The organism is Erwinia sp. E602 (genome assembly GCF_018141005.1).
Lineage (GTDB): Bacteria > Pseudomonadota > Gammaproteobacteria > Enterobacterales > Enterobacteriaceae > Erwinia.
In genome coordinates, this window is sequence record NZ_CP046582.1 from 685075 (window position 1) to 704869 (window position 19795).

18 protein-coding genes are annotated in these 19795 nt (G+C 62.9%); 15 read left to right on the forward strand and 3 right to left on the reverse strand.

Annotation, left to right across the window (positions count from 1 at the left end; genetic code table 11):
• Window positions 1–5: 5 nt before the first annotated feature.
• Window positions 6–917, reverse strand: a complete 912-nt coding sequence (locus GKQ23_RS04540) for a transcriptional regulator (RefSeq protein ID WP_101505993.1) — start codon at window positions 915–917, stop codon at window positions 6–8.
• Window positions 918–1163: 246 nt separating this feature from the next.
• Between GKQ23_RS04540 and GKQ23_RS04545 the strand changes: the two genes are divergently transcribed.
• The 8 genes from GKQ23_RS04545 (at window position 1164) to mdcH (ending at window position 9894) form a co-directional block, all read left to right on the forward strand.
• A complete protein-coding gene (locus GKQ23_RS04545) occupies window positions 1164–2969 on the forward strand; it encodes a lysophospholipid acyltransferase family protein (RefSeq protein WP_212409872.1) in 1806 nt (601 codons plus the stop codon).
• A gap of 843 nt (window positions 2970–3812) precedes the next feature.
• Window positions 3813–5465, forward strand: a complete 1653-nt coding sequence (gene mdcA, locus GKQ23_RS04550; RefSeq protein WP_056231522.1) for a malonate decarboxylase subunit alpha — start codon at window positions 3813–3815, stop codon at window positions 5463–5465.
• Complete coding sequence (locus GKQ23_RS04555) at window positions 5465–6346, forward strand: triphosphoribosyl-dephospho-CoA synthase (RefSeq protein WP_212409873.1); 882 nt, start codon at window positions 5465–5467, stop codon at window positions 6344–6346. The genes mdcA and GKQ23_RS04555 overlap by 1 nt, the downstream gene beginning before the upstream one ends.
• A gap of 29 nt (window positions 6347–6375) precedes the next feature.
• Window positions 6376–6675 carry a malonate decarboxylase acyl carrier protein gene (mdcC, locus tag GKQ23_RS04560; protein ID WP_212409874.1) on the forward strand — a complete coding sequence of 100 codons (300 nt, stop codon included), beginning with the start codon at window positions 6376–6378 and terminating at the stop codon, window positions 6673–6675.
• On the forward strand, window positions 6668–7504 hold the full coding sequence (locus tag GKQ23_RS04565) for a biotin-independent malonate decarboxylase subunit beta (protein WP_212409875.1): 837 nt from the start codon (window positions 6668–6670) through the stop codon (window positions 7502–7504). Before mdcC ends, GKQ23_RS04565 begins: the two co-directional genes overlap by 8 nt.
• Window positions 7501–8301: a biotin-independent malonate decarboxylase subunit gamma gene (gene mdcE, locus GKQ23_RS04570; RefSeq protein WP_212409876.1), complete on the forward strand. Its 801-nt coding sequence runs from the start codon at window positions 7501–7503 to the stop codon at window positions 8299–8301. Before GKQ23_RS04565 ends, mdcE begins: the two co-directional genes overlap by 4 nt.
• Window positions 8302–8374: 73 nt before the next feature.
• Window positions 8375–8989 (forward strand): malonate decarboxylase holo-ACP synthase, encoded by a 615-nt coding sequence (locus GKQ23_RS04575; RefSeq protein WP_212409877.1) that lies wholly within the window; start codon window positions 8375–8377, stop codon window positions 8987–8989.
• Window positions 8986–9894, forward strand: a complete 909-nt coding sequence (mdcH, locus tag GKQ23_RS04580) for a malonate decarboxylase subunit epsilon (protein ID WP_212409878.1) — start codon at window positions 8986–8988, stop codon at window positions 9892–9894. Before GKQ23_RS04575 ends, mdcH begins: the two co-directional genes overlap by 4 nt.
• Before the next feature lie 161 nt (window positions 9895–10055).
• On the opposite strand, the gene GKQ23_RS04585 is transcribed toward mdcH, so the two are convergent.
• Window positions 10056–10994: a LysR family transcriptional regulator gene (locus GKQ23_RS04585; protein ID WP_212409879.1), complete on the reverse strand. Its 939-nt coding sequence runs from the start codon at window positions 10992–10994 to the stop codon at window positions 10056–10058.
• 193 nt (window positions 10995–11187) lie between these two features.
• On the opposite strand from GKQ23_RS04585, the gene GKQ23_RS04590 reads away from it, so the two are divergent.
• From GKQ23_RS04590 to GKQ23_RS04620, 7 genes are all read left to right on the forward strand, one after another.
• Window positions 11188–12255 (forward strand): ABC transporter ATP-binding protein, encoded by a 1068-nt coding sequence (locus GKQ23_RS04590; RefSeq protein ID WP_212409880.1) that lies wholly within the window; start codon window positions 11188–11190, stop codon window positions 12253–12255.
• Window positions 12256–12282: 27 nt separating this feature from the next.
• The gene (locus GKQ23_RS04595; protein WP_212409881.1) at window positions 12283–13263 is read left to right on the forward strand and encodes an ABC transporter substrate-binding protein; all 981 of its coding nucleotides are present in this window, start codon (window positions 12283–12285) and stop codon (window positions 13261–13263) included.
• Window positions 13264–13265: 2 nt separating this feature from the next.
• Window positions 13266–15005 (forward strand): iron ABC transporter permease, encoded by a 1740-nt coding sequence (locus GKQ23_RS04600; protein WP_212411553.1) that lies wholly within the window; start codon window positions 13266–13268, stop codon window positions 15003–15005.
• Window positions 15006–15127: 122 nt separating this feature from the next.
• Window positions 15128–16387: a phosphatase PAP2 family protein gene (locus GKQ23_RS04605; RefSeq protein ID WP_212409882.1), complete on the forward strand. Its 1260-nt coding sequence runs from the start codon at window positions 15128–15130 to the stop codon at window positions 16385–16387.
• Between the two features lie 161 nt (window positions 16388–16548).
• Entirely contained in the window at window positions 16549–16986 is a 438-nt protein-coding gene (locus GKQ23_RS04610) for an SRPBCC family protein (protein ID WP_056231553.1), read from the forward strand.
• A gap of 11 nt (window positions 16987–16997) precedes the next feature.
• The gene (locus GKQ23_RS04615) at window positions 16998–17492 is read left to right on the forward strand and encodes a GNAT family N-acetyltransferase (RefSeq protein ID WP_212409883.1); all 495 of its coding nucleotides are present in this window, start codon (window positions 16998–17000) and stop codon (window positions 17490–17492) included.
• Window positions 17493–17668: 176 nt separating this feature from the next.
• A complete protein-coding gene (locus tag GKQ23_RS04620) occupies window positions 17669–18796 on the forward strand; it encodes an ABC transporter substrate-binding protein (protein ID WP_056231559.1) in 1128 nt (375 codons plus the stop codon).
• Window positions 18797–18907: 111 nt separating this feature from the next.
• Here GKQ23_RS04620 and ftnA read toward each other — a convergent pair whose 3' ends face one another.
• Window positions 18908–19420 carry a non-heme ferritin gene (ftnA, locus tag GKQ23_RS04625; RefSeq protein WP_056231562.1) on the reverse strand — a complete coding sequence of 171 codons (513 nt, stop codon included), beginning with the start codon at window positions 19418–19420 and terminating at the stop codon, window positions 18908–18910.
• Window positions 19421–19795 lie beyond the last annotated feature (375 nt).

The following is a 19795-nucleotide window of genomic DNA, read 5'->3' on the forward strand; positions in this document are numbered from 1 at the left end:
GTACACTAACGAGCGCAATTGGCCATTTCATTGATTTTTCTCTGTGTTTCACGGGAAATCAGTGTGTTCAGCTGTACTTCATCCGTGCGCCAGTTACTGATATTCATCGCCAGCTGTTTCGCACCGCAGGCATTTTTCAGCGACAGGGTGTAATTGAGTGATGAGCCATAGGCATAGAAGTAAACGTCCATCGTCATTTTACTGCTCGCCAGCTGCTGGTTAAGGGTGAACAATACCGGCCCCAGCTGGCTGCTTAAATCTTCCGCTGCAGAGAAGACCTCCCAGCCGCGATACAGCTCGACCAGGCGAATATTGCTGTAGACCCCTGCACTGACTTCCGTCATTTCAGACCCCTCGGTGGCGATCTGTCTGCCGAACAGCCAGCCGGCCACCACCAGCAACACCATGCACTGGCACGCCACCAGCCGTCGCCAGAAACGGCTGGGGCGGGGAGGCGTGCTGACGGGCTCTGGCAGTATGGCGGGGGGCCCGGCCTCTGACGGCGCAGGCTCCTCGTCCACCGGTAGCTCCTCGTTCACCGGTAGTTCATCGGCGCGGGTGCTGGTGCTGGGGGCTACCGTCTCTGCTGACGGGCCAGAATGGCAAAAGTCGGCGTCAAGGATATAGCCCTTGCGGGGCAGCGTGCGGATGATACGCTGCTCTTTGCCATTATCATCCAGCGCCACGCGCAGTGCGTGAATCGCATTCGGCAGGCTGTTATTACCGATGACCCGGCGTTCCCACACCAGGCTGGTCAGCTCATCGCGTGAGAGCGGTTGCCCGACATGCTCAATCAGCACCTGTAACAGCTTAAACTGGAACTCGCCGAGCCGCCGCTGCTCGCCGGTTTGCTGATGTATAAGCGAGCCGGACGCGGAGTCAACCAGCCAGTGATGAATAATAAAATCCGTGTTCATAATTCATTTTTCGTTAAATCCGGGGAGATATTTTTACCTGTAACGGAGCGTTTTACCATCAAATTATCCGATTAGTTATCAGTTGAAACTATCTTTTCAGCTGAGGTGTGACTGCCCGAAGGGGAGCCGATACCCGGCAGGCGGACGGGATACCGCCCTGAGTGCTGTCTTATTCCGGTCATTTTTTTGCCATAAGCGGTTCATCCACGCTGGGTAGTGTCGGCTAAAACGCCCGGAGATCCGCCTGTGTTTACTATCGAAACCGTACTGGAAGAACTCAGCCCTCAGCATCGTACCCCCTCATGGCAAAAATCCCTGCTGCGCGTGTTGCTGCACGAAAAAGAGTTTCAGCAGTTCAACCAGAAATACCGCCACCTGAAGGGGCTGGATATGGTGGAACAGGTGCTGGAGTACCTCGACGTCAGCTGCGAACTCAGCGAACGCGATCTGGAGCAGATCCCCAGCCAGGGGCCGGTGGTGATCGTTGCCAACCATCCGCTGGGCACGCTGGACGGCCTGGCGCTGCTGCACGCCGTCTCACAGGTACGTCGCGATGTGAAAATCGTCACCAATCGTCTGCTCAACTGCCTGGAGTCGCTGAGCAGCCTGATGCTGCCGGTGGACAATATGGGCAACCGCACCAGCCGCCAGCAGCTGGCGACGATGCAGGAGCAGATGGAGAACCAGGGCGTGCTGATCTTCTTCCCGGCCGGCGAAGTGTCACGCTTCGGCAGCAAAGGGGTGAAGGATGGCAAATGGAGCCACGGCTTCCTTAAGCTGGCGGCCCGCTACCGCGCGCCGGTGGTGCCGATCCACGTCAGCGGCCGCAACAGCGCGCTGTTCTACCTCACCTCGAAAATCTACCGGCCGCTGTCGATGCTGCTGCTGGTCAAAGAGATGTTCCATAACCGCGGCGCGCGGCTGAAGCTGAAGATTGGCAAACGCATCCCTTACGCCAGCTGGCACGACGGCCACACGCCGGCCAAAGCGCTGGCGGCACGCTTTCGCCGTCACCTGTATCGGGTCGGTGCAGGCAAGCCGGCGCTGTTCCAGACCGAAGCGGCCATCGCCCGTGCGGAAGACCGCGCGGTGCTGAAGCGCGCGCTGGCCGGCTGCGAAGTGCTTGGCCAGCTGCCGGACGGCAAAATGATTTACCTCTACCGCCGCAACGGCGAAGACTACGTGCCGATCCTGCGCGAGCTGGGGCGGCTGCGTGAAATTGCCTTCCGCGCGGTGGGCGAGGGCAGCGGCACCCGTCGCGACCTCGATGACTATGATGATGACTACTATCACCTGATCCTGTGGGACGAAGAGGCGCTGGATATCGTCGGTGCCTACCGCTTTATCCCTACCGCCGAACAGTTAGAGCGCAAGGGCGTCGAGGGGATCTACAGCCACAGCCTGTTCCACTACGACCATCAGATGAACCCGATTCTGATGCAGGGCATCGAGCTTGGGCGCAGCTTTATCCAGCCCGCTTACTGGGGCAAACGCGGCCTTGACTATCTGTGGCTGGGGATCGGCGCATATCTGGCCAAATACCCGCAGTATCGCTACCTGTTCGGTCCGGTTTCCATCTCCGGCGGCCTGCCGCTGGCGGCGCGCGATCTGCTGGTCGCGTTCTACCGCCTGTGGTTTGCCCCGGCGCTGCCGCTGGCCGCCTCCCGCCGCCCGTATCCGGCCTCGCTGCCGGACGTGCTGGCGCAGTTTCACGGCGTAAGCTACGGCGAAGATCTGAAGACGCTGAAGCGGCTGCTGACCAACCTCGGCACCGGCATTCCGCCGCTCTACAAGCAGTATTCAGAGTTGTGTGAAACCGGCGGCGTGCAGTTTATCGATTTCGGCAGCGACCCGGACTTTAACCACTGCATCGACGGGCTGGTGCTGGTGGATCTTACCCGGCTGAAAGAGAGCCGCTACCAGCGTTATATTGCGGTGCATCAGCAGGGAGAAGAGACGGGGACGGCGCAGCAGGGAACCCGTGCGGAGATGGCCGAAATGGCCGGGGTTTCGCAGCATCCTGCCAGCGCGGAACACCACGCCACAGCCTGACCGCTAAACTGCACGCATAAAAAAAGAACCCGTCCGTGAGGAGGGTTCTTTTTTTTGTTCCTGCAACAGTTGGTTGCTGAGCAGAGAACCTTAGCAGTAAGCCCGTACCCGCTTAATGCCGATCATCGTTGTGATACTGCAACTGCCTGAGATTAACCTTCCCGGAATGAGTCACCGCTCGCGCCGGGGGATGCTGTCAGTGAGGCTGTAACTTACCGGACCACAGCAGATCAGACAGGTCTACGGTAGATGAACAGGGCTTCAACGTCAAGATTCAACTGATTGTTTTTTGATCTGAGCGAAATGTATACTGATGCACGGTGAGCAGGGATGCCGTTGCGAGAGCTGTGGGTGTTCAGTCAGTGAGGGTTTATCCCGATCGGTAACAGATGGTGCTGCCCGGTTTGCCCCCACCCGCAGAGTGTCGCATGTCCCTGTTACCGGGTACAAACCGTGAAGGGAAGCTCAAGGGCATTCATGGCGCTGTGCGCACTCCCGTAACAGGGAGAAAGTGATGGAAATTGCCTTGCTGGTGCTTGAGTTAATCAACGCCGTGCTGCAAATCATCGTTGCGATACTGCAACTGACCGGCCGTCTGTAATGGCCGGAACTTGAATAAGGGACAGCCTCACCGGGCTGTCCTTTTTTCGTATTTATATGACTTTATGTGACGCTTATCTGATTCTGTTATCTGTAACGCGCTGATCTACTTCATTTCTCTTCTTTCATTACTCCCAGCCTAACGACCCAGCGCCGTGCGTAATTGTGGCGTCATGACTCTGCGCGCACACTGACAGGTCTGAGTGCGGCAACGCACGCCCACCGCCTGCCGGAGGTCACACCATGCATTCCCCTGCCACACCCCGCGCCTGGGATACGCGTCGCCGCGAAAAGCAGCGGCGTATCGCCAGCCTCGGCCTGCCCGATAAAGTCCTGCCCACCGACGCGCTGGTCGCAATGCTGGAGGCGCTGATCGCCCCCGGCGACCGGGTAGTGATGGAGGGCAATAACCAGAAGCAGGCCGACTTCCTCTCGCGCTCGCTGGCGCAGGTGGATCCGCAGAAGCTGCACGATCTGCATATGATCATGCCCAGCGTCGGCCGCAGCGAACATCTCGATCTGTTTGAAAAGGGCATCGCCCGCCGGCTGGACTTCTCCTTCTCCGGGCCGCAGAGCCTGCGCATCTCTCAGCTGCTGGAAGACGGGCTGCTGGAGATCGGCGCGATCCACACCTATATCGAGCTCTACGCCCGCCTGTTTGTCGATCTGACCCCCAACGTGGCGCTGGTGGCCGGCTTTAAGGCCGATCGCAAGGGTAACCTCTACACTGGCCCCAGCACCGAAGATACCCCGGCGCTGGTTGAGGCCGCCGCCTTTCACGACGGTATCGTCATCGCGCAGATCAACGAGCTGGTGGATGACGAAAGCGACCTGCCGCGGGTGGATATCCCCGGCTCCTGGATCGACTTTGTGGTGGTGGCCGATCGGCCGTTCTTTATCGAGCCGCTGTTCACCCGCGATCCGCGGCTGATCAAGCCGGAACAGATCCTGATGGCAATGATGGCGATCAAAGGGATCTACGCCGAACATCAGGTGCAGTCGCTGAATCACGGTATCGGCTTTAATACCGCCGCCATTGAGCTGCTGCTGCCGACCTGGGGCGAACGGCTCGGCCTGAAGGGCAAAATCTGCCGCCACTGGGCGCTCAACCCGCACCCGACACTGATCCCGGCGATCGAAAGCGGCTGGGTGGAGAGCGTGCACTGCTTCGGCGGCGAGCTGGGCATGGAGAAATACGTGGCCGCGCGGCCTGACGTGTTCTTCACCGGTGCCGACGGATCGATGCGTTCTAACCGCGCCTTCTGCCAGCTGGCCGGTCAGTACGCCACCGACATGTTTATCGGCTCCACGCTGCAGATCGACGGGCTTGCCAACTCCTCAACGGTGACCCGCGGGCGGCTGGCCGGCTTTGGCGGCGCGCCGAATATGGGCCACGACCCGCACGGGCGGCGCCATGCCAGCCCGGCGTGGCTGGCGATGATCGAAGAGCCGGATCCGCTGGCGCGCGGCCGCAAGCTGGTGGTGCAGATGGTCGAGACCTTCCAGGCCGGGGCGAAACCGAGCTTTGTGGAAAAACTGGATGCTGTTGAAGTGGCGAAAGCCGCCGGGATGCCGCTGGCACCGGTGATGATCTACGGCGATGACGTCACCCACGTGCTGACCGAAGAGGGCATCGCCTACCTGTACCGCGCGCGCTCGCTGGAGGAGCGGCGGGCGATGGTGGCGGCGGTAGCGGGTATTACCGATATCGGCCTCGGCGTTAGCGCGCAGCGGGTGGCACAGCTGCGGCGCGAAGGCAAAGTGGCCTTCCCGGAAGATCTCGGCATTCGCCGTACTGACGCCAGCCGCTCGCTGCTGGCGGCGGGCAGCGTGGCCGAGCTGGTCGACTGGTCCGGCGGGCTGTATCAGCCGCCGGCCAGATTCCGGAGCTGGTAATGACGTTGCTGCGGCAGTACGCCGCGACGGAAGCGGAAACACGGGCACGGCGGCTGGCGGCGCTGGCCACCGGCTGCCTGCTGGATGAAGTGCGGCTGACGCCGAAACCGGGGCTGGTCGACCGGCGCGGCAGCGGCGCGCATCAGGATCTGACGCTGGCGCTGATGGAGCGGTCTGCCCACAGCCTGACGCCCGCCTTTCAGGCGCTGGCGCTGGCCTGCTGGCAGCAACCGGCGGATGTCGCGCTGCGCCAGCGGGTCGGCCAGCTCGGCCGCGAGGCCGAAGCGTGCATGTTGCAGGCTACCGGCGGCGTTAACACCCATCGCGGCGCGATCTGGGCGCTGGGGCTACTGGTGTGCGGCGCGGCGATGACGGCTGATTCACAAGATGCCGTCGGCAGCGGTGCAGAGGCGCTGACGCGGATGGTAGACGCTGCCGCCCGCCTGGCGCGGCTGCCGGACGCGCAGATGCCCCGCCAGTTCAGCAACGGCCAGTGCGCCAGCGCGCGCTACCGGCTGCCCGGCGCGCGCGAAGAAGCGCAGCAGGGTTTCCCACATATCACCGATTTTGCGCTGCCACAGCTGCACGCCAGCCGCCGGCAGGGAGCAACAGAAGAGCAGGCGCAGCTGGACGCGCTGCTGGCGATGATGACCACCCTTAGCGACACCTGCGTACTGTCACGCGCCGGAATGGCCGGTCTGACGGCCATGCAGCAGGGGGCACGCGCGGTGCTGGCGGCGGGAGGCGTCAGCCAGCCCGCAGGCTGGACGGCGCTGGTGCAGCTTGACCGGCAGATGCTGGCCGCTAACGCCTCACCCGGCGGTGCCGCCGATCTGCTGGCGGCGACCCTGTTTCTCGATCGACTTTCACGCGGTGGCTGATGCTGCCGCAGCAGGATAAAGAGGATGTTATGCAACAGATAACCTTAACGGTTCCCGCCACCCGCAGCCTGAACGGCAGGGCGCTGGCCGGCGTGGTCGGCTCCGGCGATATGGAAGTGCTGTTTGTTGCCGGGCCCGGCACCACGCTCGGCGTCACCATTACCACCTCGGTGGACAACAGCGAACGCCGCTGGCAGGCGCTGTTCGACCGGCTGGCGGAATTCGGCGTGCTGGCCGCCGGGCAGATGACCATTCACGACTTTGCCGCCACGCCCGGCGTGGCGCGGATCCGCATTGAGCAGGTATTTGAGGAGGTGGCCGGTGCGTAACGACAGCAGCTTTATTGAACTGAACGCCCGCCAGCGCGCGCGCCTGCTGCTGGACGCCGGCAGCTTTCGCGAACTGCTTGACCCGTTCGACGGCGTGATGTCGCCGTGGCTGGCCGGGCAGGGCATCGTGCCGCAGGCGGATGACGGCATGGTGGTGGCGAAGGGCACCATCGACGGCGAACCGGCGGTGGTCATCGCCATCGAAGGGGCGTTTCAGGGGGGCAGCATGGGGGAAGTCTCCGGCGCGAAGATGGCGGCGGCGCTGGAGCTGGCGGCGGACGATCACCGCAACGGCACGCCAACCCGTGCCGTGCTGTGCCTGGAGACCGGCGGCGTGCGCCTGCAGGAGGCCAACCTCGGGCTGGCGGCGATTGCCGATATCCACGCGGCGATCGTTGACCTGCGCCGTTATACCCCGGTGGTGGGGATCATCGCCGGCACCGTCGGCTGCTTCGGCGGCATGTCGATCGCCGCCGGGCTGTGCAGCCAGCTGATCGTCACCCGCGAGGCGCGGCTGGGGCTGAACGGCCCGCAGGTGATCGAGCAGGAGGCGGGCATTGAAGAGTATGACTCGCGCGACCGGCCGTTTATCTGGAGCCTGAGCGGCGGTGAGGTTCGCAGCCGCAGCGGGCTGGCGGATGTGATGGTGGCGGACGGCCAGCAGGCGGTGCGCCAGGCAATGCGCGACGCGCTGGATCGCGGCGTGCCCCTGCCGCATCGCTCGCAGCGTGATGACTATTATCTGCCGCGCCTGGCAGAGGCAGACACGCGGCAGCAGGCGGATGCACGGCAGGTGACGGCACTGTTTAACGGGGAGGAACGGCCATGAATCAGCCAACGGGGCGTGGTGAAATCTGGTTGCAGCAGCTGACCGGCGGTGCGACGCGCATGCCAGGGCTGTGCGCATCGGTGCAGGTTGCGGAGGGTGAGGTGGGCGCCGAACCCGCGCGTTTTATCGCCGTGGTGGCGGACGCACAGAACCACTATCCGCGCGCGGCGGGCGGTGAGGTCGGCCTGCTGGAAGGCTGGACGCTGGCGAAGGTGGTCAGCGGGACCGTGGCGGCCGATCGCCAGCGGACGCTGAAGCGGCCGATCGTGGCGGTGATCGACGTGCCTAGCCAGGCCTACGGCCGCCGCGAGGAGGCGTTTGGCATCCACCAGTCGCTGGCCGCCGCCGCCGGAGCTTACGCCGAAGCGCGGCTGGCCGGCCACCCGGTGATCGGGCTGATCGTCGGCAGGGCGATGTCCGGCGCGTTTCTGGCGCACGGTTACCAGGCCAACCGGCTGATCGCCTTCAACGATCCCGGCGTGCAGATCCACGCAATGGGCAAGGCGGCGGCGGCGCGCATCACCCTGCGCAGCGTAGAGGCGCTGGAAAAACTGGCGCAGAGCGTGCCGCCGATGGCCTACGACATTGGCAGCTACCACAGCCTGGGCCTGCTGGAAGCGCTGCTGGATATTCGCCAGCCGGACGCGCCAGGCGCCGAAGACGTGGCGCAGGTGCAGCAGGCGCTGGCCGCCGCGGTGGCCGCCGCGCGGCGTGACCCCGGCCTGCAGTGCCGCCTGGGAGCGGAGAACCGCCGCAGTTCGTTGCGGGTGCGGGAGATGATGCGCAGCCAGTGGTAGCGGTGAACGAGAAGCGTAATAATGGACGGCATCGCCGTCAGGTGACGTTGCGGCCAAACATCAGGAGGCGAGAATGATTTTTCAGCCACACGATCTGCTCTGGGTACGAGCGCCTGGCGCGCTATCGGGCGAGCTGCCCGACTGGGTGGCAAGCCAGTGGCGCAGTGCGCTGCCGCTGGTGGTGCGCCGCGACAGCGATCCACAGCAGGGGCGTATTCCGGTGGGCATTCGCGGGCTGAAGCGTGAGCAGCGGGCGGCGGCCTGGGTAGACCCTGCGCAGGTGTTGCGGGTACTGGCCCCGGAAGCGCTCAGCACCCCGCAGCAGCTGCTGGCTTCACCGTTTGTCTCGCAGCAGCCGCTGCAGGCGGCGATTCAGCTGGCGCAGCAGCGCTGGCCCTGGATCTGGGGCATCACCGGTAGCGCCGGCTACGCGCTGGCGACCGAAGTGCCGGTGATGCATCATCAGAGCGACCTCGACCTGCTGATCCGCTGCCCGCAGCCGGTGGCGGAGCAGGCGCTGCGCGCCTGGCAGCAGTTTGTCAGCCAGCTACCCTGCCGGGTGGATACCCAGGTCGAGACGCCGTATGGCGGCTTTGCCCTCGCTGAGTGGCTGCGCGACGGGCAGGTGCTGCTGAAAACGGCCCGCGGCCCGCTGCTGACCCGCCAGCCGTGGGGCCCGCAGCCGTGAACATCCTGTTTACCTTTCCCGGCCAGGGCAGCCAGCGCCCTGGCATGCTGCAACAGCTTCCGGGCGGTGACGAGCTGCTGGACGAGGCCAGTACGGCGCTGGGGGAAGACGTCAGGCAGCTGGATCGGGCGTCAGCGCTGCAACAGACCCGTGCGGTGCAGCTGTGCCTGCTGATCGCCGGGGTGGCGCACGCCCGCAGCCTGCGGCAGCAGAGCGTGCAGCCTGACTTTTGCTGCGGCCTGTCGATCGGCGCGTTTGCCGCAGCGGTGATTGCCGGGGCGCTGAGTTTTGCTGACGCACTGCGGCTGGTGGCGCTGCGCGGCACGCTGATGGAGCGGGCCTGTCCGCAGGGGTACGGCATGACCGCGATAATCGGGCTGGATGAGGCACGGCTGCAGCCGCTGCTGGGCGACGCCTGCTGGCTGGCGAACATCAACGCGCCGCAGCAGCTGGTCATCGCCGGCAGCGATGTGGCGATGGCGGAGGTGGCCGCACAGGCACGGGCTGCCGGAGCGCAGAAGGTGCACCGGCTGGCGGTTAACGCACCGTCGCACTGCCCGCTGCTGGGCACGCAGGCTGAGCAGCTGGCAGAGGCGTTTCAGTCGGTGTCGCTGGCGCGGCCGCAGGCCGCTTACCTGAGCGGCAGCACGGCGCGGGTGCTGTGGCAGCCGCAGCAGATTGCCGCCGACCTGGCGCAGAACATGGCCCGCCCGGTGCGCTGGTATGATGCGATGGTTGCCGCAACAGAACGTGAAGTTGGGCTGGCGGTGGAGATGCCGCCGGGCGCGGTGCTGACCGGTTTAACCCGGCCGGTGCTGAACGGTGGAGAAGCGGTGGCGCTGGAGCAGGGCAGCGTGGCGCTGATTAAACGGCTGGCCGAACGGGCGGCACAACGGCGCGGGTAGCGGGTCCGGCTTACCCTGGTCTGCCCGTCATGCTCCCGTTACCCTGTTGCTCGCAGCGGGCCGGGCGGCGATCCCTGTCCCTTTCCGCTACCCTGCGGCGGCCGGTCTGCAGGTAGCATCGCGATACTGTGGTCCCGCGGGAGCCTCTGACCGGCGTGGCATCAGCCGGCCTGCCGTTCGGCCCCCTCACGCTGCCGCCGGTACATGCGGCCCTCTGCCGCCAGCGCCAGCAGGTTCGGATCGTGTTCGCGGTTGCGTTCAAAGACGATGGAGATGGTCTGGCGACGCTGGTAGGGCGCGGCCAGCTTAAGCAGCTGCACTGAATTTTCATACACCCGTTTCATGCGGCCGGGCAGCAGGGTGTAGCCGACCCCGGCCTGCACCAGGCTGAGCATCGAGAAGATATCCTTTACCCGGGTAACGATCTCCGGCTGGTAGCCCGCCACGGCGAAGGCATCATAAAAGCCCTGCGAGGTGGCAAAGCCGTCGGCCAGCGAGACAAACTTCTGCTCTGAAAAATCACGCAGGTCGGCGGTCTGGCCGCTCTCCAGCCCCGAGTTGGCCGGTGCCGCCAGAAAAATATCATCGTCAAACAGCGGCAGCATCTCGAAGCGATTCAGGTCAATGACGGCGTCAGAGGTGACGATGAGGATCGCATCCAGCAGCCCGTCCTCAAGCCGCGCCTGCAGCGTTTCGTTGGAGTCCATGGTCAGCTCCATCTCCAGGTCCGGGCGGCGCATTTTCATCCCCATAATCAGCTGCGGCACGGTTTCCAGCGTCAGCGAATAGAGGGTTCCCAGCCGGATACGCCCCTGGCCGATCCCGGCGGTCTTGCGCGCCTCCTCGACGCCGCGCGACAGCATATCCAGCGCCTCCTGGCCGTATTCCCACAGCGTATGCGCGGCGGGTAGCGGCACCAGGCTGCGCCCCTGGTGGGCAAACAGCGGGCAGCGAACGCTCTGCTCAAGGCTGTGCAGCGCCCGGTGTACGCTGACGTTGCTGATCCCCAGCGCGTCGGCGGTGCGCGTCAGGTTGCCGCGGTTCATAAAGGCGATAAAAATTTCCAGCTTACGCAGGGTAAATTCCGCATCCAGATTCATAGTGTCCCTTCCTGGCAGGCGTCAGAATGCTAAGACTAGCGTCTGCGTGACGCCCGGGTCTTACGCAATAATGCGATGATGCCGGACGGCCGCCGTTTAATCCACTCCCCCGAGCTGCGCCTGTCACCCCACTGTCATCTTCCCTCAGTATGTTTTAGCCGTTGCTATAACTGACTGGCAGGAGAAACCCGCTATGTCCGCGATCCTGATTGAAAAATTGTGCAAGTCGTTCGGCGGCCAGCCGGTGCTGCGTGACGTCTCGCTGCAGATTGAGCACGGAGAATTTATCGCGGTGCTCGGCCCCTCCGGCTGTGGAAAAACCACGCTGCTGCGTACGCTGGCCGGGTTTGAAGTGCCGGAAAGCGGCACCATCACCGTCGGTGACCGCTGCTACAGCGCCCCCGGTCAGCACCTTGCCCCCGAGCAGCGCGACCTGAGCATCGTCTTCCAGAATTATGCCCTGTGGCCGCATATGTCGGTGGCAGAAAACGTCGAATACAGCCTGAAAATAAAAGGGATGGATCGCGCCATCCGCCAGCAGCGCGTCGACGCCGCGCTGGAGCTGGTCGGCCTGCACGGCATGGGCGCACGTAAGCCCGCCGACCTTTCCGGTGGTCAGCGGCAGCGGGTGGCTTTGGCGCGCTGCCTGGTCACACGGCCGCAGCTGGTGCTGCTGGATGAGCCGCTGGCTAACCTTGACGTGCACCTGCGCGCGGCGATGGAGGAGGAGTTTACCCGCTTCCATCAGCACGCCGGAGCCACCCTGATCTACATCACCCACGACCAGCATGAAGCGATGGCGCTGGCCGATCGCATCGTGGTGATGCACGCCGGGGAGGTAATGCAGTTCGCCACCCCGCAAACCCTGTATCGCCAGCCGGCCAACGAGATGGTGGCACGCTTTATCGACGATGGCCGGGTGGTACCGGTCAGCGACATTGAGCCGGACGGCGCAGGCCAGGCGTGGGTCACGCTGTTCGGCCAGCGCCATCGCCTGCGTGCCTCCCCCGATCAGCGCGTACGTCCGGACGGCAACGTCTGCCTGCACGCGCCGGATCTGCAGCCGGTGGCTGAAGACCAGCCTGGCTTCTGTGCCGACGTGCGGCGGGTGGTTTACCGCGGCAGTTATCGTCAGCTGGAGATGGCACCGGTAGCCGATCCGCACAGCCGCCTGGCGCTGTTCCTTTCTCCCGATCGGCTGGTCAGCACCGGCGATCGTTTACGGCTGTCGGTCTCCGACGGCTGGGTTATTCCCTCTTAACGGCTCACACTCAAGGATCTCAGCACTATGCGTAGCAAGGTAAACACTCTGGTACTGACCGGCCTGCTCTCTCTGTCTGCCACCGCCGTTGCCGCCGACGGCAGGCTGGTGGTCTACACCTCGCAGGCACCGGAAATCGCGCAGCAGACCATCGATGCGTTTAAGGCCGCCAATCCGGGGATAGAGGTGTCGTGGACGCGCAACGGCACCACCCAGCTGATGAACGTGCTGCGCACCGAGATGATGAGCGGTGATGTGAAGGCTGACGTGCTGCTGGTGGCCGATGCGATTAACCTCGGGGCGCTGAAGAAAGAGGGCCAGCTGATGGCCTACGCCGGTGCGCCGGTCAGCCACATCAGCCCGGACTTTTACGACAAGGACAAAACCTGGTTTGGCACCAAAATTATCGCCACGGTGATCGGCTACAACACGCAGAAGGCCAAACCGGTTAACAGCTGGATGGCGCTGACCGACGCCGACAACCGTGGCCAGGTGGCGGTACCCAGCCCGCTTTACTCCGGTGCCGCGCTGTACCATCTGCACACCGCGATTAACACCCCGTCAATTGGCTGGGCGTTTTACCAGAAGCTGGCGGCCAACGGCATCACCCCGGAAGGCGGTAACGGCCCGGCGCTGAAGGCGGTAGCCAGCGGTATCGCTAAATATGGCGTGATTACCGACGCCGACCTGATCCGCGCGAAGAAGCAGGGCAGCCCGGTCGACCTGGTCTATCCGCAGGAGGGGGCCTCCTTTGTCACCGAGCCGGTGGCGATCCTGAAGGGGGCGCACAACGTGCCGGCGGCGAAGGCCTTTGTCGACTTTATGCTGTCCGAAAAAGGCCAGCAGCTGGTGGCTGAACAGGGGAACCGTCCGATTGATAAACGTGTGGCTGCCCCGGAGGGCTTTGCGCCGGTTGACACCATTAAGCTGCTGACGCTGGATACCGACAAAGCGGTGGCCGACGATAAGCAGGTACGCGAAAAATTCAGCGACATCTTCGGCGGCTGATGATGAGCGTGTTGCCTTCTCTGCTGCGCGGCGCTGCCGCCCGACCAACATCCCGCTGGCCGGGCAGCGAGCGCTGGGTGCTGTGGCTGCTGGCGCTGGCGATCGGCCTGCTCTCCATCGCGCCGCTGGCGCGGCTGATCTGGGCGGCGATCGCCCCCGCCGGCGTGCCGGACAGCGAGCGCCTGCTGCAGCTGCTGGCGACGCCGCGGGTGCTGAGCGCCACCGGTAACACGCTGATTATCGCGCTGGCCTCGACCGGGCTGGCGCTGCTGCTCGGCACCCTGGCCGCCTGGCTGGTGGCGCTGAGCGATATGCGGGCGAAGGCCGCCTGGGTATTCGCCTTTATCCTGCCGCTGATGATCCCACCGCAGGTCACCGCGCTGGCCTGGGTGCAGGCGATGTCGCCGTCCAGCCTGCTGGTGCAGGGGCTGGCGGCGGCAGGCCTGTCGCCCGGTGATGGCGGCAGGCCGCCGCTCTATTCTCTGTCGGGCATTATTGTGCTGCTCGGCCTGCATAACGCGCCGCTGGTGTTTCTGACGGTGCGCGCCGGTCTGCAACGGCTGCCTGCCGATCTGGTCGAGGCGGCACGCATCACCGGTGCCTCGCCGTACCGGGTGCTGCTGGACGTGATCCTGCCGCTGGCCCGCCCGGCGATCTTCGCCGGGGCGGCGCTGTCGTTTGTCTCTGCCGCCGGTAACTTTGGTATCCAGGCGATGCTGGGCATTCCGGCGCGGGTGCCGACGCTGATCACCCTGATCTATCAGCAGCTCAACAACAGCGGCCCCGGCGCGCTGCCGGATATGGCGGTGCTGTCGCTGCTGCTGGCGGCGATTACGCTGATCGGCATGATCGCCAGCAGCCTGCTCGGCGGGCGGCGCGACGTGCGCGTCAACGGCAGCACCCACGGACTGAAGCAGTCGCTGGGGCGCTGGCGCCTGCCGGTGGAGATCGCCGTCTGGCTGATGATGGCGCTGATCCTGCTGCTGCCGCTTTCAGCGCTGCTGACCACCTCGCTGACCCAGGGCTTTGGCCAGGCGCTTGACTGGCAGTCGCTGACGCTGGCCAACTACCGCAACGCGCTGTTCGACTACCCGGCGGTGCGCCATGCGTTTGTGACCAGCCTCGGGCTGACGCTGCTGGCGGCGGCGATCCTGACGCTGATGGCGCTGTTTATGGCCTGTTACCTGAGCTGGCGGCGCACGCGGCTGGTGCGGGTGCTGCATCTCTCCAGCGAACTGGCGTACGCGCTGCCCGGCGTGGTTACCGGCATCGCCGCGCTGCTGTTCTTCCTTAAGCCGATCCCGCTGCTCAACGTCAGCCTGTACGGTACGGTGTGGATTATCCTTGCCGCCTACCTGTCGAACTTTCTCGCGCTGGTGCTGCGGCCGACGCTGGCCGGCTTTGCCCGCGTTGAACGATCGCTGGACGAGGCCGCGCAGCTGGCCGGGGCCGGTTTCCTGCGCCGCATGCGCGATATCCTGCTGCCGCTGGTGGCACCTTCGGTGATTGCCGGCGCGATTCTGGTGTTCCTCACCGCGCTGAATGAAATCCAGGTATCGATCCTGCTGGTGACGTCCGCCACGCAAACCATCGGCCCGACCATCGTCTTCCTCGACGAGGGCGGCTCATCCACGCTGGCGGCAGCGGTCGGCTGCCTGATGATCCTGCTGGTGGTGCTGCTGATGCTGCTGGCATCGCTGCTCGGCCGTAAGCACCGTGGCGTGCTGCCGTGGCAGGTGTGAAGGGGGCAGGCGACGGGGAAATCCGGAGTGTATCCGGATGTGACTTGTCAAAAAAGCGTCATATTGCGGCGTTAACCTGCTGGCGGCAAGGTTAACCGACTGATGATTCTAAGGATAAAAACATGCGCTTTCGTCTCACCCTTATGACCGCCGCGCTGCTGACCGGTCCGCTGGCGCACGCCGCCGCCACCACGCTGCCGCAGGCAGCCGCTATCGCCAGTACCACCACCCCGGCCAGCACCAGCCAGCCCTACGTAGCGCTGGAGAGCGCGGCACGGAACGCGCTGATCGCCAGCATCAAAGGGGACTACGCCAGCGTGATGCGCAGCCAGCTGGAGTCGGCAAAGCAGGGCGGTAAACAGGTGGATAAAGCCTGGCTTAAGGCCAGCGGCTACGATTTCGCTAAAAAGGCCAACCAGCAGGCGGGCATCGCGCTGCTGAGCGGTTTTACCGCGCTGCCGCAGGCGACGCTGAAGCAGAACCTCGACACCGTGGAAAACATTAACCTCAACGCTTCTGACGCCACCCGCCGCCAGGCGCTGGTGGAGGCGGAAGGGCAGAACTACCTCTATTTCCTCGCCGACGCGCTGGGGCCGAAGCTGGGCGAAGCGTTTATTCGCGCCTACGACAAGGGTGAACTGGGCCGCGCCGCCGCGCTGCTGAAGGCCAGCGAGGTCAGCACCGGTGAGGCGAAAAAGCATTTCGACTATAAACGCCCGTTCCTGATCGCCGGCAACACCATTCATCGGGTGCCGGACACGGCGGTGGTGAAAGATGGCCACCCGTACACCGCCGACGGCGGCTCCTTCCCGAGCGGCCACACCAACACCGGCTACACCGACGCGCTGCTGCTGGCGCAGATGATCCCGGAACGCTTCGTGCCGCTGGTCGATCGCGGGGCGCGCTACGGCTACTCGCGCATCGTGCTCGGCGTTCACTATCCGCTGGACGTGATGGGATCCCGCATGGTGGCGCAGCGCAACGTGGCGCATTACCTTAACGATCCGTCGTACCGCAAGCTGTTCGATGAGGCGAAGCAGCAGCTGCGTGCGGCGCTGGAGAAAGAGTGCGGTTCATCGCTGGCGGCCTGCGCGAGGGTGGCGGCGAAAGACGATCCGTTCGCGGCCCCGGCCATGCGCACTTTCTACCGCTTCACCATGACTTACAACCTGCCGCGCGCCAGCGTGAAAGCCGCGCCGGTGGTGGTGCCGGAAGGGGCAGAAGTGCTGCTGGAAGCGGCGCTGCCAGCACTCAGCGCCGCACAGCGTCGTCAGCTGATGGTGCGCACCGCGCTGGAAGCCGGTTACCCGCTCTCTGGCGACGCACAGCAGAGCTTCTGGCAGCGCCTGAACCTGCATGACGCGGCCGTAGCCGGGCGTTAACATTCTGGCGTACAGGCAGCGACGCTTTCGTTAACGAGAATGTCTGGCGAAAAAAACCGGTCCCTGAGACCGGTTTTTTGTTGCCGCCTGAAAGGATTAACCGGCTCAGGATATGAACGTGCTAGATTGATGATCCTTCAAGGCTCTTTTAAGGAACAATCATGCCCCATACTGCTTACGCCAGCCGTACCATTGCCGCCGCGCCCGCCGTAATCTGGTCGCTGCTGGCCGATTTTAACGGCCTGCCGGCGATCCACCCGGCCATCTCCCACAGTGAACTGGAAAACGGTGCCAGCCACACCGAGCCGGGCGTGGTGCGTCGGCTGACGGTACCGGACGGCATCGTGCGGGAAAAGCTGCTGAAACTGGACACCGACGCCTTTGAGCTGCATTACGCGATTGTTGAAGGGCCAATGCCGGTTAAGGATTATGTGGCGGTGATTAAGCTCACCCCGCAGGGCAGCAATCAGACGCTGGCCGAATGGTGGGCTGACTTTACCGTCACCGGTGACGCTGACCCTGACGCGGTCGCGCGGGGAGTCAGCGAAGACGTATTTGCCACCTGCCTGCTGCACGTTGAACGTGCGCTGGCCGTATAAAGGAGGCGGTGATGTCCGGTGAATCGATAGTGATTGAGTCTTACCAGGCGCAGCATCAGGAGGCGGTGATCGCGCTGATCCTTGGCATCCAGAACCAGGAGTTCGGCATTGATATCACCGCCGATCAGCAGCCGGATCTGCGTGACGTGCAGCATTTTTACCAGCAGGGTAACGGCGGCTTCTGGATAGCGCGCAGCGGTGACGTCATTGTTGGCTGCATCGGCCTGAAGGACATTGGCGATCGCCAGGCGGCGCTGCGCAAAATGTTTGTCGCCGCAGAGTACCGCGGCCGTCAGTTCGGCACCGGTGCCGCGCTGCTGAACACGCTGCTGGAGCATGCCCGGGCACGCCGGCTACAGGATGTTTACCTGGGCACCACGGCGAAATTCCTTGCTGCGCACCGCTTTTATGAGAAGAACGGTTTTGACGAGATTGCGGTCAGCGCACTGCCGGAGAGCTTTCCGGTAATGAAGGTGGACAGCAAATTTTACCGGCTATCGTTCTGAGTTTCACGCCTGGTGCGGACTTACGTTCGCGCTGCTTTTGGTACCCCTGCCTTTCGGCAGGGTGACTGTCACCCGACGAAATTTCTTCCGCGATATTGTTTTCATTTTCACCTGCACGTAGCATGCCGGGGCACGATTTTTCTGAGAATAATAATCATTGTCCTTGTGGGGTAGCTATGACGATCTGGGGTAAAGCGTTAATTCTGGTGGCGGGGCTGTGCGCCTCTGCTTCACTGCTGGCGGCACCGTTTACGGTGGAAGACGTCAGCGGGCGTAAGGTTGAAATCAAATCCGAAGTGAAGCGGGTGATCCTCGGCGAAGGGCGGCAGATCTATCTGCTGGCCGCTTTTGATACCGACGCGCCGTTCCAGCGCGTGGTCGGCTGGCGCGACGATCTGCCGAAGGCGGATTTCGACAGCTATGAGATCTACGCTAAAAAGTATCCGCAGATTAAAAAGCTGCCGACCTTCGGCGGTGCCAAAGACGGCACCTTTAACGTGGAACAGGCGCTGACCCTGAAGCCGGACCTGGTGTTGATGAACCTGGAGTCCAAAGCGGCCACCGACGAGTCTAAGCTGACCGAGAAGCTCGACAAGCTCGGCATTCCGGTGGTGTTTATCGACTTCCGCGAAAAGCCGTTTGAGAACGCGGAGAAAAGCATCCGCATTATGGGCCAGCTGGTGGGCAAACCGCAGCGGGCGGAAGAGATTATCGCCTTCCGCAAAAAGCAGATCGACATCGTCACCGACCGCCTGAAGGATTTCCACGGCAAGCGTCCGAAGGTGATGCTCGATCGCGCCGGTGGCTACACCGAAGAGTGCTGCATGTCGTTTGGCGACGAAAACTTTGGCCGCATGGTGGAAGTAGCCGGCGGCATCAACATCGCAAAGGGTCTGATCCCCGGCACCTTTGGCACCCTGAACCCGGAGCAGATTATCGCCGCCCGTCCTGACGTGGCGATCGTCACCGGCGCTAACTGGAAGAACTACAACACCGCCGGCGGCTGGGTGGGCGTAGGGCCAGGTGCCGATCTGACCGTTGCCACCCAGCGTCTGACCGCGCTGATGGCCCGTCCGGCCTTCAGCACGCTGCCGGTTGCCACTAACGGCAACGCGCACGCCATCTGGCACCAGTTCTACGACAGCCCGTACCAGTTTGTCGCTATCCAGGCGATCGCCAAATGGCTGCACCCGGAGCTGTTTAAGGATATCGATCCGGACGCCACCTTCCGCGAGTTCCACGAGAAGTTCCTGCCGATCGCTTATCAGCCGGGATACTGGGTGACGCTGAAGCCAACAAAGTAAGCGTATAAGGGGAGCCCTGTGCATTTTCTGCAGCAGCGCTCTCCGTTTTCAGCCATAAAAAAACGCCTGATGCAGCACATCAGGCGTTTTTTTCAGCGATCGGGCGGGAGATTACGCCTGGTGGCTGTGGGTATTGGCGCTCAGATCTTTCAGATCTTTGTCGACAAAGAACAGCGCCTGGCCACTGTTACCGACCAGCGCCAGCTTATCCAGCACCGATTTAAACAGCTTCTCTTCTTCATGCTGTTCGGCAACATACCACTGCAGGAAGTTGAAGGTGGAGTAGTCCTGGGTGGTAATGGCAGCATGAGCCAGTTCGTTAATTTTTCCGGTGATCAGCTGTTCGTGCTGATAGGCCAGGTCCAGTACTTCGTGCAGCGAGTTGAAGGTCACCGGTGGGGCGTCGATGGTGCCCAGTACCGGCATTGCGCCAGTGTCGCTCAGGTAGCCGAACAGACGCTGCATATGCTGCATCTCTTCACGGGAGTGTTCACGCATAAAGGCGGCGGCACCGTCAAAGCCTTTATCGGTGCACCAGGCGCTCATCTGCAGGTAGAGGTTGGCAGAGTAGAATTCGAGGTTCAGCTGGTCGTTCAGTTTTGCGGTCATTTCATTGGTCAGCATAATGACTCCTTAATTTATTTTTGGCTGTTGGTCACAGGTGATTTCTGCGCATTATGCACGCATCTTTTTAAAATAAAAACCCTGTAAGTATAGCAAAGGCTATTTTTCTTTAACTAATTTTCAATTAACTGATTTTGTTAGGTTAATTTTTATTTAAATATAAATCTTTCTGTTTTTTAAATAGGTTTGATAATTATTCTTATTACGAATTGGTTATCTCTTTTTCGACTAAATCCGGCATTAATTGCCGATAGGATAATGTTTAGTTATGACTGATTATAGCAGAAGGGGGCTAAGGGCTAAGGGCATAGTCGCTTTGAAGACAGGGACGGGCTTATCGGGGAGTGGCTTTGGGCCGGGTCGCTTCAGGTGCCG